This window comes from Pseudomonas sp. D5(2026), from assembly GCF_057766845.1.
The window spans coordinates 2,769,039-2,782,906 of record NZ_CM173421.1; the positions used below are offsets into that span (position 1 = coordinate 2,769,039).

11 protein-coding genes are annotated in these 13,868 nt (G+C 61.0%); 4 read left to right on the forward strand and 7 right to left on the reverse strand.

What is annotated here, in order from left to right; genetic code table 11:
- The first annotated feature begins 41 nt into the window (after positions 1–41).
- Positions 42–890 (forward strand): helix-turn-helix transcriptional regulator, encoded by an 849-nt coding sequence (locus tag AC3B5Q_RS12755; RefSeq protein WP_488393113.1) that lies wholly within the window; start codon positions 42–44, stop codon positions 888–890.
- Here the strand turns inward: AC3B5Q_RS12755 and AC3B5Q_RS12760 are convergent.
- Positions 855–1,436 (reverse strand): LysE family translocator, encoded by a 582-nt coding sequence (locus tag AC3B5Q_RS12760; protein ID WP_021782967.1) that lies wholly within the window; start codon positions 1,434–1,436, stop codon positions 855–857. The genes AC3B5Q_RS12755 and AC3B5Q_RS12760 overlap by 36 nt on opposite strands.
- Before the next feature lie 288 nt (positions 1,437–1,724).
- Here AC3B5Q_RS12760 and AC3B5Q_RS12765 point away from each other — a divergent pair, with 288 nt between their 5' ends.
- A complete protein-coding gene (locus tag AC3B5Q_RS12765; RefSeq protein ID WP_021782968.1) occupies positions 1,725–3,296 on the forward strand; it encodes a TerC family protein in 1,572 nt (523 codons plus the stop codon).
- Here AC3B5Q_RS12765 and rarD read toward each other — a convergent pair.
- Both rarD and AC3B5Q_RS12775 read right to left on the reverse strand, forming a co-directional pair.
- A complete protein-coding gene (gene rarD / locus AC3B5Q_RS12770; RefSeq protein ID WP_028697183.1) occupies positions 3,259–4,146 on the reverse strand; it encodes an EamA family transporter RarD in 888 nt (295 codons plus the stop codon). The genes AC3B5Q_RS12765 and rarD overlap by 38 nt on opposite strands.
- A gap of 33 nt (positions 4,147–4,179) precedes the next feature.
- Positions 4,180–5,766, reverse strand: coding sequence for an EAL domain-containing protein (locus AC3B5Q_RS12775; protein ID WP_488393114.1), 1,587 nt, complete (start codon positions 5,764–5,766; stop codon positions 4,180–4,182).
- Between the two features lie 298 nt (positions 5,767–6,064).
- Between AC3B5Q_RS12775 and hppD the strand changes: the two genes are divergently transcribed.
- Positions 6,065–7,141: a 4-hydroxyphenylpyruvate dioxygenase gene (gene hppD, locus AC3B5Q_RS12780; protein ID WP_028697182.1), complete on the forward strand. Its 1,077-nt coding sequence runs from the start codon at positions 6,065–6,067 to the stop codon at positions 7,139–7,141.
- Between the two features lie 22 nt (positions 7,142–7,163).
- Here the strand turns inward: hppD and AC3B5Q_RS12785 are convergent, their stop codons facing one another.
- The gene (locus tag AC3B5Q_RS12785; RefSeq protein WP_021782972.1) at positions 7,164–7,970 is read right to left on the reverse strand and encodes a CSS-motif domain-containing protein; all 807 of its coding nucleotides are present in this window, start codon (positions 7,968–7,970) and stop codon (positions 7,164–7,166) included.
- A 129-nt stretch (positions 7,971–8,099) separates the two neighbouring features.
- A complete protein-coding gene (locus tag AC3B5Q_RS12790) occupies positions 8,100–8,786 on the reverse strand; it encodes a type 1 glutamine amidotransferase domain-containing protein (RefSeq protein WP_488393115.1) in 687 nt (228 codons plus the stop codon).
- Positions 8,787–8,979: 193 nt separating this feature from the next.
- Here AC3B5Q_RS12790 and AC3B5Q_RS12795 point away from each other — a divergent pair, with 193 nt between their 5' ends.
- Positions 8,980–11,043 carry a hybrid sensor histidine kinase/response regulator gene (locus AC3B5Q_RS12795; RefSeq protein WP_103444473.1) on the forward strand — a complete coding sequence of 688 codons (2,064 nt, stop codon included), beginning with the start codon at positions 8,980–8,982 and terminating at the stop codon, positions 11,041–11,043.
- Between the two features lie 4 nt (positions 11,044–11,047).
- Here AC3B5Q_RS12795 and AC3B5Q_RS12800 read toward each other — a convergent pair whose 3' ends face one another.
- Both AC3B5Q_RS12800 and AC3B5Q_RS12805 read right to left on the reverse strand, forming a co-directional pair.
- Positions 11,048–12,664 (reverse strand): response regulator, encoded by a 1,617-nt coding sequence (locus AC3B5Q_RS12800; RefSeq protein ID WP_275966883.1) that lies wholly within the window; start codon positions 12,662–12,664, stop codon positions 11,048–11,050.
- A 78-nt stretch (positions 12,665–12,742) separates the two neighbouring features.
- Positions 12,743–13,798 (reverse strand): tetratricopeptide repeat protein, encoded by a 1,056-nt coding sequence (locus tag AC3B5Q_RS12805; protein WP_275966884.1) that lies wholly within the window; start codon positions 13,796–13,798, stop codon positions 12,743–12,745.
- Positions 13,799–13,868 lie beyond the last annotated feature (70 nt).

Here is a 13,868-nt window from a genome sequence, read left to right on the forward strand (position 1 = left end):
AGTATCCGTGCATGGATCAGCGGCGGGCAGGGCAGTAGAGGATGATCGAGGTATCACGGTTTTGGCGCGACCCTGCCTTGCCGTTCGTCGAAGCCCGACGGGTAGGGGACGGGCGCAAGGTGTGCTACGCCGCGCACTCCCACGAGAGCTTCTCCATCGGTGTCATCACGGGGGGGCGTAGCACTTACATCAACAGTGACCAGTGTATTGAGGTTGGGGCGGGTACCACGGTGTTGATGAACCCAGGCGTGGTGCATACCTGCAACCCTATTGCCGGGGAACCCTGGTCTTACCTGATGCTGTTCGTCGATCAGCCTTGGTTGCAGGCAGTGGGTTTTACCCTGCCCACGCAGACCTGGAGTCGCTCGCCTGGGTTGTATCGGCGGCTGTTGCAGGCATTTGCCGACCTGTTCGACGCCAGGCTGCCTGATCGCGAAGCCCGCCTGGCGGCCCTGTTTCACGAGTTGCCGGGCATGCTTGGCGGTAATGCCAGCGAGGGTGGCGAGGGCAATCCACGGCTGGATGCAGCGGCAGCGTTCATACGCGCCCATCGCAGTGACCCGCTCAGCCTCGAGGATATCTGCGGGGCTTGTGGCCTGTCTCGGTCCTACCTGATTCGTGCCTTTCGCCAACGCTTTGGCCTGACGCCGCATGGCTACCTGCTGGACCAGCGCGTGCAACTGGCCCGGGCGCAGTTGCGCCAGGGCCGCTCAATTGCTGAAGTTGCGCAGGACGCCGGGTTTGCTGATCAGGCGCACCTGCAGCGGGCATTCAAACAGCACCTGGCGGCGACACCGGGGCATTACAGAAACGCCGTCGCTAGCCTGGGCGCTCCTGCAGGAGCCGGGCAAGCCTTAAAGGATCAGGTAAACCGCGCTGGCGACCAGTAACACGGCCAGGCTCCGATTGAGCATGCGCAGGTGACGTGGGTTGTCCAGGTACTGGCGAATAACGCTGCCGGCCCAGGCCCAGCAGGCCACCGAGATGAAACAGATTGGGCCGTAGATCCAGGTAAACAGCCACAGCAAGTGCTGTTCACCGCCGGTGTAGGCTCCCACCCCGGCAACGGCTGCCAACCAGGCTTTGGGGTTAAGCCACTGCATCGCTGCGCCGTGCCAGGCTGAAGGGGCATGGGTAGGCTGTGCGTTGTTCAGGTTGCCGTCGTCACTGGCCAGTTTCCACGCCATGTACAGCAGAAACGCCACACCGCCCCAGTGCAACATCAGGCCCAACAGGGGCCAACGCAACAGCAGTTGATGCAGGCCCAGCCCTACCAGCACCAGCAACAGGCAGAAGCCCAGCGTGGCGCCGGCTACATGTGCCACGCTGGCGCGCAGGCCATGGCGGGCACCACTGCCAAGTGCGACGATGTTGACCGGGCCGGGGGAGATCGAAGCCGCAAGCGCGAAGGCGGCCATGGACAAGTACAGGCTCATGAGGAAGATCCGGGTGTTTAGGGAGGCGTTATCCTCGCGTGGCTGGCGTTCTGATGTATTGAACAAAAGTACCTGCGCACAACTCGCGCCTGCTGGGCTGATGGCGATGCAGGGGGACAGGTTTTGTAATAGTTTTGCGCTACTACAGAAACCTGCTGTGCTTGTAGCATCGTCCTCCCAATTTGTTATCAAGGTCTATATGAGCACCTTCGCGGAGCCCCCCAGTTTTCGGCTTTTCTGGCCATCCTTCCCCCGTCCGTGTGACGTTTCCCTCGTGAGTACCCGCTAATGGAATGGCTAGCCGACCCCACGGCCTGGCTAGGCCTGCTGACGCTTATCGTCCTCGAGCTGGTGCTGGGTATCGACAACCTGGTGTTCATCGCCATCCTCGCCGACAAGTTGCCGCCCCACCAGCGCGACCGCGCGCGGGTCATTGGCCTGAGCCTGGCGCTCATCATGCGCCTGGGCCTGTTGGCCAGCATTTCGTGGATGGTCACCCTGACCGCACCGCTGTTCGAAGTGTTCGGCAAGAGCTTCTCTGGCCGTGACCTGATCATGCTGTTTGGTGGTGTGTTCCTGCTGTTCAAGGCCACCATGGAGCTGCATGAACGCCTGGAAGGTCACGTGACCCAGGCCAGTGGCACACTGCGCCATGCCGCATTCTGGCCGATCGTTGCCCAGATCGTGGTACTGGACGCGGTATTCTCGCTGGATGCCGTGATCACGGCGGTGGGCATGGTCGATGAGCTGTCCGTGATGATGATCGCGGTGATCTTCTCGATCGGTATCATGATCGTTGCCAGCAAGCCGCTGACCCGCTTCGTCAACGCCCACCCCACGGTGATCATGCTGTGCCTGGGCTTCCTGATGATGATCGGTTTCAGCCTCACCGCAGAAGGCCTGGGTTTCCATATCCCGAAAGGCTACTTGTACGCGGCCATCGGCTTCTCGATCCTGATCGAGATGTTCAACCAACTGGCCCGTGCCCGCCGCAAGCGCAGCTTGCAACAGCATCGGCCGTTGCGCGAACGGACTGCCCATGCCGTGCTGCGCCTGCTGGGCGGCCGCCGGGTCGAGGCTGACGAGGTAGGCGAGGAAATTGCCGACCTGGTCGAGGGCGGCGGGGAACAGGTGCTGTTCGACCGGCGTGAGCGGGTCATGATCAGCGGCGTGCTGAACCTGGCCGAGCGACCGATTCGTACGGTGATGACTGCCCGTGCCGAGGTTGATGTGATCGACCTGGCGCAACCGGCTGATGCCATTGCCCAGGCCCTGGCCAATTCGCCGTACTCGCGCCTGCCGCTGATCCGCGATGGCCGTGTGGACGAGCCCTTGGGCTTTGTGCACAAGAAGGAACTGCTCAAAGAGCTGCTTTCGGGTAGCCAGCCCGACCTGGAAAACATGGCCCGGGCGCCGTTGAACCTGCTGGAGAGCTTCAGCATCCTCAATGCCTTGGAGCAAATGCGCGGTCAGTCGACGCATATTGCCTTTGTGGTCAACGAATTCGGTGACTTCACCGGGCTGTTGACCATGACCGACATCCTTGAGTCGATTGCCGGGGAGCTGCCGGATGCCAGCGAAGTTGAAGGCCCGGGCATCGTTCAGGAGGGTGAAGGCTTTGTGGTCAGCGGTGCGCTGAACCTCAGCCAGGTGCAGGCGCGTACTGGCTTCAGTGCCCGTGCTACCGAGGATTACCAGACCCTTGCGGGCCTGGTGATGAGCTTGCTCGACCGTCTACCGATGGTCGGTGACCGGCTGGCCTGGAATGGCTGGATGCTGACCGTAGAGGCGGTTGAAGAGCGACGAGTGCGCCAGGTTCGGCTTACACCGAACGGCGACGCTGACGTAGCAGGTGCTTGAAGCCTTCAAGCACCAGCACCAGTACCGCGGCCCAGATTGGCAGGTAGGTCAGCCACTGATCCGGGCCGATGGTTTCGCCCAGCAGCAACGCCACGCCCACCAGCAGCACGGGTTCGACGTAGCTGAGCAGGCCGAACAGGCTGAATGGCAGCATGCGGCTGGCCAGCACGTAGGCGATCAGCGCCGAAGCGCTGATCGCGCCAAGGATCGGGATCAACACGTAGAGCCCCGGGTGTGCTTGCAGATCCGCGCTGGACAGTGGGCTCTGGATCACGAAGTACAGCGCCCACGGCAGCAGCAGGCACATGTCGCACCACAGACCACCCAGATGGTCGGTGCGGCAGCGTCGGCGCAGCACGAAGTAGATCGGGTAGCCCATCGTGACCAGCAGGGTTTCCCAGGCAAAACTGCCATTTTGGTACAGCTCGTGGCCCACGCCCAGCGCGGCGCAGGCCACGGCTACCGTCTGCAGGCGTGACAGGCGCTCGCCATATACCAGTCGCCCGGTCAGGACCATGGCCAGTGGCAGCAGGAAGTAACCCATCGACACTTCCAGGCTGCGCCCATGCAGGGGCGCCCATAAAAACAGCCACAGCTGCACCCCCATCAACCAGGACGTGCCGACCATGCCGAGCAACAGCACCGGTGTGCGTTTCACCCGCCCCATCAGTTCGCCCACCCGCTTCCAGTCTTTCGAGACAAGCATGAACAAGGTGAGGCAGGGCAGTGTCAGCAGGGTACGCCAGCCAAAGATTTCTTCGCCATCGAGTGGCTTGAGCAGGGAGGTATAGAAGTACATCACAGCGAACAAACAGGACGCCATGACCGATGAAACAATGCCTTTTGACACGAATGCCTCGAATAAGGGAATTGAGCGGGTTGATCAGCCGCGCATGATCTCAGGGGGCACGCCTTGCGGCAACTGCGTTGCGCCCGGGCGAGTGGCCAGGGCTTCGAGGAACTGGGCGGCCGGCATGGGCCTGGCGAACAGGTAACCCTGCTGGAAGTCCACCCCGTGCGCGGCCAGGTAGTCGCGCTGCATGGCGGTTTCCACACCCTCGGCGACGATACCCAGGTCCAGCTTTCCTGATAGCTCGATGATGGTCTCGAGAATGTGTACTGACAGCGCATCGGCGCCGATCATGGCAACAAAGCTCTGGTCTATCTTCAGGTAGTCGACCTTGAATTGCCGCAGGTAGTTGAGGCTCGACTGGCCGGTGCCGAAGTCGTCGAGGGCGATCATCACGCCCATGGCATGCAGCTTTTCGAACAGTTCAAGGGTGACCGGCGTGGGCTCGATCAGCTTGCGCTCTGTCAGCTCCAGGGTCAGCACCACCCGACCGGGCGGAAAGTGCTGCAGGAATGTGCGGCAGTCATCCAGCAGGCTGAGGTCGCGGCAGTGGTCAGCGGTGATGTTGACACCAATATGGAAGCCGTCTTCCAACAGGCCGGCATAGGGCGCCAGGCTTTGCGCGGTATGTGTCAGCAGCGCGCGGGTCATGGCGACAATCTGCCCGCTGTGTTCGGCATAGGGGATGAACAGGTCGGGGCGAACCAGGCCCTCTCGCGGGTGGTGCCAGCGCATCAGCACTTCCGCGCCAGCCCAGCGGTAATCGCCCTTGCGCACCACCGGCTGAAAATACGGCAGGAATTCATCGGCCTGCAGGGCACGCTCCAGTTCGGCACGCGGTGAGGTGGCGCGGCGAATCTGCCAGCGGCATACCAGCGCCGCCAGGGCACCCAGCACCAGCAACAGACTGAGCAGGCCAGGGTAGTGGCTGCGTAACAGTTGGCCTTGCTTGTCGGCACCGTAGCCGCCCTGCACGCTGAAAGGGTAGCGGGTTGAGCCAATCAGCACGTTGGCACTGGGTGCTGCGGGGGAGACGCCTTTGTGTACCACCCCGTCCTTGCCCATCCAGGCGTCGCCCACGCGGATCTGCAGTTCTTCATCGGGGCCGATCAGGCGTAGTGCAGTCAGCAGGTGGTCGCCATCCACCGTGGTGATTGCACCGTGGTCGCCGTCGCTGGCACGGTAGACCAGCAGCGGGTGGCCCGGCGTAACCGAGTTGCCGTCCATCAGCCATAACTTGCCGTCGACGTAATCGCCAGGATTGACCGGTTCTTCGAACTCGCCGAACAGCGAAGTGCAATAAAGGTTGTTGTGCCTGAACAGGTTGGTCGAGCGCACGAAGGCATTGCGGGTAACCTGGGCCCGTAGCATAAGCTTGACCTGCTCGCATGGGCTGTCAGTCAGTGGAAGCAGCGAATTGGCGGCACGGGACAGGTCGTCGAGAATGTGTTCGACGTGCTCCAGTGCCTGGCGGGTGGTGGCCTGGCTGCTGGCCTGCATTTCACGCTCGACCTGCCAGTTCATCACGGCCAGGCCGCACATGACCGGCAGCACGCCGACGACCCAGGGCAACAGCGTGCGCCAGCTGAGGGCGGCGCGGCGTTTGACGGTAAGGGGCATGCTGACCTGACTATCATGAAGTAAAACGAGAGGATAGCCGTTTGTCGGCGCGTACGAGTAACTAAAACGCGACAAACCATTTTACGCAATGTAGAATCGATTTACGAATACAACAATAAGGTCCTTCACTTCCGAAGGATCAAGCCCGCCGAGAATGGGTCCATATGACATACCATGGGTTCAAGCTGATCATAGGTGACTACCTCGCCCGTAGTGTGCGGGGCATTCCGTGCTCACCGCCGTTCCTGTTCCACATCCCACGCAATCAATAATTTTCGCTGCAGATGAGAACATGAACATGGCTGATATCTTCGAAAATCCAATGGGCCTGATGGGCTTCGAATTCATCGAACTGGCTTCGCCGACCCCGGGCGTACTTGAGCCTGTATTCCAGATACTGGGCTTCACCAAAGTGGCCACCCACCGTTCCAAGGATGTGCACCTGTATCGCCAGGGTGACATCAACCTGATCCTGAACAATGAACCTAAAAGCATCGCCTCGTACTTCGCCGCTGAACATGGCCCGTCGGTGTGTGGCATGGCCTTCCGCGTGCGCAATGCCCATGAGGCTTATGCCCGCGCCCTGGAACTGGGCGCCCAGCCGGTAGAAATCGAAACCGGCCCGATGGAACTGCGCCTGCCGGCGATCAAGGGTATCGGGGGGGCACCGCTCTACCTGATCGACCGCTTCGAGGAAGGCAGCTCGATCTACGATATCGACTTCAACTTTATCGAAGGCGTGGATCGCAACCCGGTGGGGGCTGGCCTGAAAATCATCGACCACCTCACCCATAATGTTTACCGCGGGCGTATGGCCTACTGGGCCGGGTTCTACGAGAAGCTGTTCAACTTCCGTGAAATCCGCTACTTCGACATCAAGGGCGAATACACCGGCCTCACTTCCAAGGCCATGACTGCCCCTGATGGCATGATCCGCATCCCGCTCAACGAAGAGTCGTCCAAGGGCGCGGGGCAGATCGAAGAGTTCCTGATGCAGTTCAACGGTGAAGGTATTCAGCACGTGGCCTTCCTGACCGATGACCTGCTCAAGACCTGGGATGCCCTGAAGGGGCTGGGCATGCGCTTCATGACCCCGCCACCGCAAACCTACTACGAAATGCTCGAAGAGCGCTTGCCTGGCCATGGTGAGCCGGTCGACCAGCTGCAAGCGCGTGGCATCCTGCTCGATGGCGCCTCGCAACCCGAAGACAAGCGCCTGCTGCTGCAGATTTTCTCGGAAACCCTGCTTGGCCCGGTCTTTTTCGAGTTCATCCAGCGCAAAGGTGACGATGGCTTTGGTGAGGGCAACTTCAAGGCGCTGTTCGAATCCATCGAACGTGACCAGGTACGCCGTGGCGTGCTGAGCACAGACTGACCGCCTTGGAGTACCGTCGTCGTCATGCTCGTTCGGCGGCGGTACCCCGCCTGTTTGCACGTGCCCTGAACAGGGCCAGATAAACGATCGAGCCGGTCACGATCCCCACCAGCATCAGCGAGGGCGCGATCTGCAGCACCGACTGGCGGATTTCCTGAGCGGTGAAGCCCTCCGGGTAGCCACCTTTGACCGTGTAGCCATATCTGGCCGACATTGCGCTGGTAAAAAACTCGGCCTGTGAAGGGCGTTCAAGGCTGCGGCTGTCACCATTGCTCCATATGTAGCGGTCGCCAAACTCGACCAGCAGTGTCAGCCCATCCTGAAAGCCATCCAGTTCGTTGCGAATCTGCATGGCATAGGCTGTCACGATCACGCCATTGTTCTTGCCTTTTTGATGAAAGTCGACCAGCAGCTTCTGGCGCGTGTCAGGAGGGCCGTAGGACAGTGCGACCCGCTGGCCGGACAACGCGAACGATGAATAATGCTCCAGCGAACCTGAAGCCGTGCTGCAGTAAGGTTGATTGTCTTTGAGTAAGGTCAATGACCTGACCATGGAGCGAATGGCAACCTGGTCCTGCAAGGCACTTTTGACGCTATCGCAAGATTCCCCTGCAAAGGGCAGGGTGCGTAGGGCTGTCTCGTGCATTCTGTCCAGTGCATTATCGACGCTGAAAACCGCCTCCTGAACGGAAATGCTGGCGTTTTCCGCAAGTTTCGCTTCCAGCTGGAAAGCCATTACCAGCAAACCGGAAACCACAGGCACCAGCGCCACTGCAATGAGCAGCAGCAGCTCCACCATGCTGCGCCCTGCGTGCATGATTTTCGACATAGGCTAATAGTTCTCCGCTCTGAAACTGTTCGTGGTGAACAGCTGAGCCCTGAGCCTATGTATTTGCTGTCCGGGCTGCTGTAGTCCGGCTGCAGTTGAAACGGTAGGAAATCGAGCGCCTTGATGTAGCTAACTGCCGTTGAGCTTTTTAAGCACTGCTTCGGCCAGCAAGGCAGTGGAAGCGGGGTTCTGCCCGGTGATCAGCCGATCATCGTCGACCACGTACGGCTTCCACGGCTCATCATGTTTGCTGTACTTACCGCCGCGACCTACAAGCTCGATCTCCGTCAAGAAAGGCACTACGTCGTTCAATTCGACCAGTTTTTCCTCTATGTTGGAAAAGCCGGTCACCTTGCGGTCTTTGAGCAGCAGGCAGTTGTTACTCAGCTTGATGTTCAGCAGGCCGACAACGCCGTGACAGACTGCTGCGACAATGCCACCTTTTTCGTAGATTTTACGTGCCAATTCCTGCAACGGCTGGTTTTCAGCGAAGTCGTACATCACCCCATGCCCACCGGTGTAGTAGATGACGCTGTATTCGTCGGCCTTCACCTGCCCTGGGGCCAATGTACTGCCCAGGCGCGTCATGAAGCGCTTGTCGTCGTACCACTGCCAGTCCAGGTCAGGGGCCATCTCCAGGCTTTTCGGGTCGACGGGAACGTAACCGCCCTGTGGGCTGACATAATCGACCGTGTAGCCGGCCTTTTCGACTTTCTCGACAAAGTGAACGGCTTCACCCAGCCACAACCCGGTTGCCCGTTTGAGGGTTGGATACTTCGCTGTATTGGTCAACACCACCAGAATTTTCTTGCTCATGACCCTGCTCCCGTCGGCAACCTGAATGGGCCGGTGCTCCCTGGCCCGAGGGAAAACCTAAATAGCATAGCTGCCGCCAGCAAGTCCGCCATGGTGTGCCGGACGTGCTGTGCTAACTTGAATCCATCCACGGGCGCGCGTGCCAGGCTTGGCGGCGCTGTGGTCAACCCTGAGCATTGCTGGAGTCACGATATTGGTCGCAAACGGTACGCCACGCGAGCCTGCACCGCAGGTCATCCTGCATTCGCCTGCTTTGCCATCGATCGAGCCGATGGGCGAGCGGATAGCCCAGTTCGACTGGTGGCGTACCTCGCTTGGGCCATTGTCGCGCTGGCCTGCCTCGTTGCGCATTGCCGTGGACATGATGCACTTGTCGCCCTTCCCGTGTGCGGTGGTCTGGGGGCCAGACCTGTGTGTGGTGCATAACGACGGCTACCGGGCGTTGCGGGCATTACCGGATGCGCTGGGTATGGCGTTCGATACCCTGTGGAATGATATCTGGCCAGCAGTGGGGCCCTGGGTGTTCAAGGCACTGGAAGGCCACTCGAATTTTGTCGAAGACCCACCCCTGCGCATCGTCCGCAGTGAGGGCACCGAACCGCTATGGTGTGCATTCGGTTATGCACCCCTGCACGATGAGCTCGGTAACGTGGCCGGGTTTCTGCATACGGTGATCGAGACCACAGCCAGCGTCGAGGCGCACCGCCATTGGCGTGATCAGGTGCAGAACTTTGAGCGCCAGGTCGAGCGCCATGTGGCCGAGCGAGAGCAGTTCTGGTTGCTGTCGCGCGAAGCGATGATGATGCTCACCCCTGAATTGAAACTGCATGCCGCCAACCCGGCCTGGTACCGCATTCTGGGCTGGACACAAGAGCAGGTGCAGGAAATGTCGGTGATGGAACTGGTGCACCCGACAGAGCGTGCCGAAGTCCAATTGGCAATGTCCGGGCTGCTGCAATGCAGGCAGGCGGAGCAGTTGGAGATCCGCCTGCGACACCTCGATGGCCACTACCACTGGTTTCGCTGGAGCGCGCGGTTTGACGGCAGCCTGCTGACTGCGGTTGGCCGGGACATCACCGCAGACCGTGAAGAGGCGGCGCGCCAGGCAGAGGCGCTGATGCGCAACAACGAGCGCATGGAGGTGGTTGGCCAGTTGGCAGGTGGCATGGGCCATGAAATGAACAACTTGCTGTCCGGTATCGGTGGCAGCCTCGAACTGCTGCAACGGCGCCTGCAGGAGGGGCGGCTGGAGCGTGCTGGGGCCTACGTGGACGTTGCGCGCGACGCGGTGCAGCGGGCCATGGACCTGACCCATCGGTTGATCGCATTTTCCCGTCCTCAGCCATTGGCCCCTCGGCCACTGGACTTCAATCGGCAATTACCTCTTAGCGAACCTCTGTTGCTGCGAGCCTTGGGGGCAGAGATGCGTTTGCACTGGCAACTGGATGTTACGCCTTGGGCTGTGAGCCTGGATGTGCGCCAACTCGAGAATGCCTTGATCAACTTGTGTGCCAATGCGCGTGAAGCGTGCCTGGAACAGGGCAATGTCACCATCAGCAGCGTCAACGAACGGCTGACAGCCTTTTTTCCGGATGAAGGTGGCTTGCCGCCAGGCGACTACGTGGCCGTGCATGTCGAGGACGATGGCCATGGCATGTCAGCAGTGGATATCGCCAGGGCTTTTGAACCGTTCTACACCACCAAGCCGCTCGGTCGTGGGGCCGGGCTTGGTCTGTCGATGGTGTATGGCTTTGTCCGTCAGTCAGGCGGCTATGCCTGGATCGAGTCGACGCCGGAACAGGGCACCAAGGTTTCCATGCTTTTCCCGAGGAGCCATGAGCCGGTTCCCGATGAGCCTTTGCCAGTAGCCTTTTCGCAGCGCATGGCACGGGGCGAGCGCCTGCTGCTGGTGGATGATGAATTTGATCTGCGCGCGGTCATGCGCGAGTACCTGACTGAGCGTGGTTTTGACGTCACGGATGTGGGCGATGCCAATACCGCACTGGAGCGCTTCCGCAATGGCGGCCCTTTCGATCTGGTCATAACCGATATCGGTTTGCCAGGTGGATTCAGTGGCCGGCAAGTGGCCAAGGCCATGCGCATGCAGCTTGCACAACAGAAAATTTTGTTTATCACCGGTTATGCGGACCAGTCTATCGAAGCGCGATTGCTCGATCAGCCTGGCACGGCATTATTGAACAAGCCGTTTTCGCTGGCACACCTTGCCGATGAGGCGCTACGCATGCTTGACGCGTAGCGTTTCAAGGGTTGCCTAGAATTTGTGTCACTTGAGCCTGCAACTGCTGCAACTCGAACGGCTTGCAGATCAGGTGCATGCCAGCGCCCAGGAAGCCTTCACGGGCCATGGCTGTTTCCGCGTAACCGGTGATGAACAGCACCGGTAATTGTGGCCGCAGGCTGCGGGCAATTTCTGCCAGTTGCCGGCCGTTCATGCCGGGCAAGCCCACATCAGTGACCAGCAAATCCACCGGTTGTGCCGAGCGCAGCACCTTCAGGCCCTCATTGGCGTCGGCTGCGCTTTGGCAGGGGAAGCCGTTTTCGCGCAACGCCTGGCAGAGCAGTTGGCGCACATGGGGATCGTCCTCGACAATCAGCACGTGTCGGCTGCAGCCGTCTTGCCTGGGGGGCACAGGTTCGCTGGAGGGCAGGGCCTGGTCGACATGGCGTGGCAAATACAGCTCCACCTGGGTTCCCTGGCCAATCTCGCTGCTGAGGGTGATATGCCCGTGGGACTGCTTGCTGAAGCCGTACACCATCGACAACCCCAGGCCAATGCCCTGGCCGGTCGCCTTGGTGCTGAAGAACGGCTCGAAGGCGTGCTCCAGCGTGCTTTGCGCCATGCCTTGGCCGCTGTCGATGATTCGCAGGCGCACATAGTCGCCGGTGCGCAAAGCGCCGTCACCGAACTGCTCGGTGGAGATGCGATGATTGCTTGCCTCGATGCGTAGCGGGCCACCGTTGGGCATGGCCTCGCTGGCATTGAGCAGCAGGTTGTCGAGGGCTTCTTGCAACTGCTGGTCATCCGCCTCCACGGGCCACAGGTTTTTGGCCGCGTGCACTTGCAGGGTTATTGCCGGGCTCAGGCAAGCCTTCAGGCGCTTTACATCGAGCAAGGTAGGCAGGTCTATACGTTGGCTGTGCAGCGATTGGCGGGAAGAGAAGGCAAGCAGGCGGTGGGTCAGGCGGGCAGCGCGCGAAACGGCCTCGCGGCCCATGCACAGAACGCCATCCAGGCCGTCGCTGCGGCCTTGGCGCAGTCGCCGCTGCACAAGTTCGAAACTGCCGCTGATGCTGGTGAGCAGGTTGTTGAAGTCATGGGCGACGCCGCCGGCCAGTTGGCCGATGGCCTCCATCTTGCGTGCCTGGCAGCGGGCGAATTCACTACGGTCCTGCTCTTTTTCCGGCGTTGAAGGCCGGCTGTCCAGGCGCTGCTGCATGCCATAGAGCTGGTCACGGGTGACGTACTGTCGCCGGCGGTTGCGTAGCGCGGACCGGGTCATGTGCAACAATTGGGCATTCTCGAAAGGCGCGACCAGCCATAGAAGATTGCCCACCGGATGATGACTCACGCCAGCTGCCGACCAGGCACCCTGGGTCACCAGCACAATGGGCAAATCCGACCAGCTCGGTTGCTGGTCGATGAATGCCTGTAGCAAGGCGCTTGGGCCTTGGTTGAACACCTGCTCGGCAATGATCGCCAAGCCTGCGCCTTCGGCCAGACGCGCCTGCAGGTTGGCCAGGTCGACCGCGCAGAGGCTGTTGATGCCCGCAGAAGTCAGCAGACGCGAGGTGTCCGCCGCCAGTTCTGGCGGTGCGAGGATCAAGGCACGTTCATCCAGCGCCAACGAACTGGCCAAAACGACTCTCCTTTAGGGTGGCCTGATACCCACTGGACCTTGCTACAACCTCAGGGTTCAACTGAATCCAGGTTCTGCCTACAGGCCTTGTTGCAGTGCAGGGTCGTCCGGGTTTTGGCGCTCCAGCTCGGCTAGCGATACTTGCACGTTCTGCAGTTGGCCGGACTCTTTCCAGTACTGGATCAGCAGCACCCGTGCCCGGCGATTGGCTGGCTGGCGATTGAGTATGGTTTCCAGTTGCTTCTGGGCGGCGTCGAGCTGGTCCAGCTGATGCAGGGTGACCGCCAGTGTGTAGCGGTAGTCGGCGTTGTCCGGGTCCAGTTCCACGGCGCGGGACAACGCCAGCAAGGCATACTCACGCTGTTCGTGACGATTGAGCCAAAGCCCTAGCTCATACTGCAGAAAGGCCGAGTCGGGGCTCAGCGCAAGGGCTTTGCCCAGGACCTGGCGGGAGGCATCGTGATGGCCCTGGCGCTCGAGCAGACGTACCTGAGTCGCCAAGGCTTCAAGGTTGCCGGGGGCGACCGCGAGCGCACGGTGCAGGGCCGCCGCGGCGTGCGTGTAGTCGTTTTCGTGCAGGTAAAGGCGCGCCAGGTGCACCTGGGCGTCGGCATCTTCGGGTTGTTGCTCCAGGGCCTGTTGGTATTGTTCCAGCGCTGATTGCAGCGGGCCGAAATAGAGGCCGATGGCGTCGGGATCGAGGCCCAGCAGGGCATCCACGGCGGCAAAGCGCACGCTTTGCTCACCGTCGTCCAGCAGCGGGCCGAGTACCAGGCTGCGCTGTGCGGGCGGTAACAGGCGGCGGATACTGGCAATGGCCGCTCGGCGCACCAACGGGTCGGCCTGTTCCAGGTCCTGTCTGGCCAGTTTCAATGCCTGTGGCGAGGGGTAGTTGGGCAATTCGGCGTAGAGCGCCGCCCGGCGGATGGCAGGCAGGTCGTTACGCAGCAATTGCTGGTACAGCACCCGTGCGGCACCGGGCTGGCCGTCGTGGGCCAGGCGTAGCGCCTTGGCGTAGCTGTGTGCTGGCAAGTTCGGCGGGGTTGGCGGGGCGTCGCGCCACAGGTAGCCGAACAGGGCCGATACCAGAACCAACAACAGCAGGGCGATCAGGTAGCGGTTGCGTCTGGGCATCGGACGATCCGTGGCGGCGGGAAGGGCTGAGCTTGGGCCAGCCGGGGGGTAAATGCAACCGAGCCGGCCA

Excerpts from the sequence above, each read along its gene's own strand:
- AC3B5Q_RS12765 (WP_021782968.1), top strand. The coding sequence starts at position 1,725 with ATGGAATGGCTAGCCGACCCCACGGCCTGGCTAGGCCTGCTGACGCTT.
- AC3B5Q_RS12775 (WP_488393114.1), bottom strand. The coding sequence starts at position 5,766 with ATGCCCCTTACCGTCAAACGCCGCGCCGCCCTCAGCTGGCGCACGCTG.
- AC3B5Q_RS12790 (WP_488393115.1), bottom strand. The coding sequence starts at position 8,786 with ATGAGCAAGAAAATTCTGGTGGTGTTGACCAATACAGCGAAGTATCCA.
- AC3B5Q_RS12805 (WP_275966884.1), bottom strand. The coding sequence starts at position 13,798 with ATGCCCAGACGCAACCGCTACCTGATCGCCCTGCTGTTGTTGGTTCTG.
- AC3B5Q_RS12760 (WP_021782967.1), bottom strand. The coding sequence starts at position 1,436 with ATGAGCCTGTACTTGTCCATGGCCGCCTTCGCGCTTGCGGCTTCGATC.
- hppD (WP_028697182.1), top strand. The coding sequence starts at position 6,065 with ATGGCTGATATCTTCGAAAATCCAATGGGCCTGATGGGCTTCGAATTC.
- AC3B5Q_RS12755 (WP_488393113.1), top strand. The coding sequence starts at position 42 with ATGATCGAGGTATCACGGTTTTGGCGCGACCCTGCCTTGCCGTTCGTC.
- AC3B5Q_RS12785 (WP_021782972.1), bottom strand. The coding sequence starts at position 7,970 with ATGTCGAAAATCATGCACGCAGGGCGCAGCATGGTGGAGCTGCTGCTG.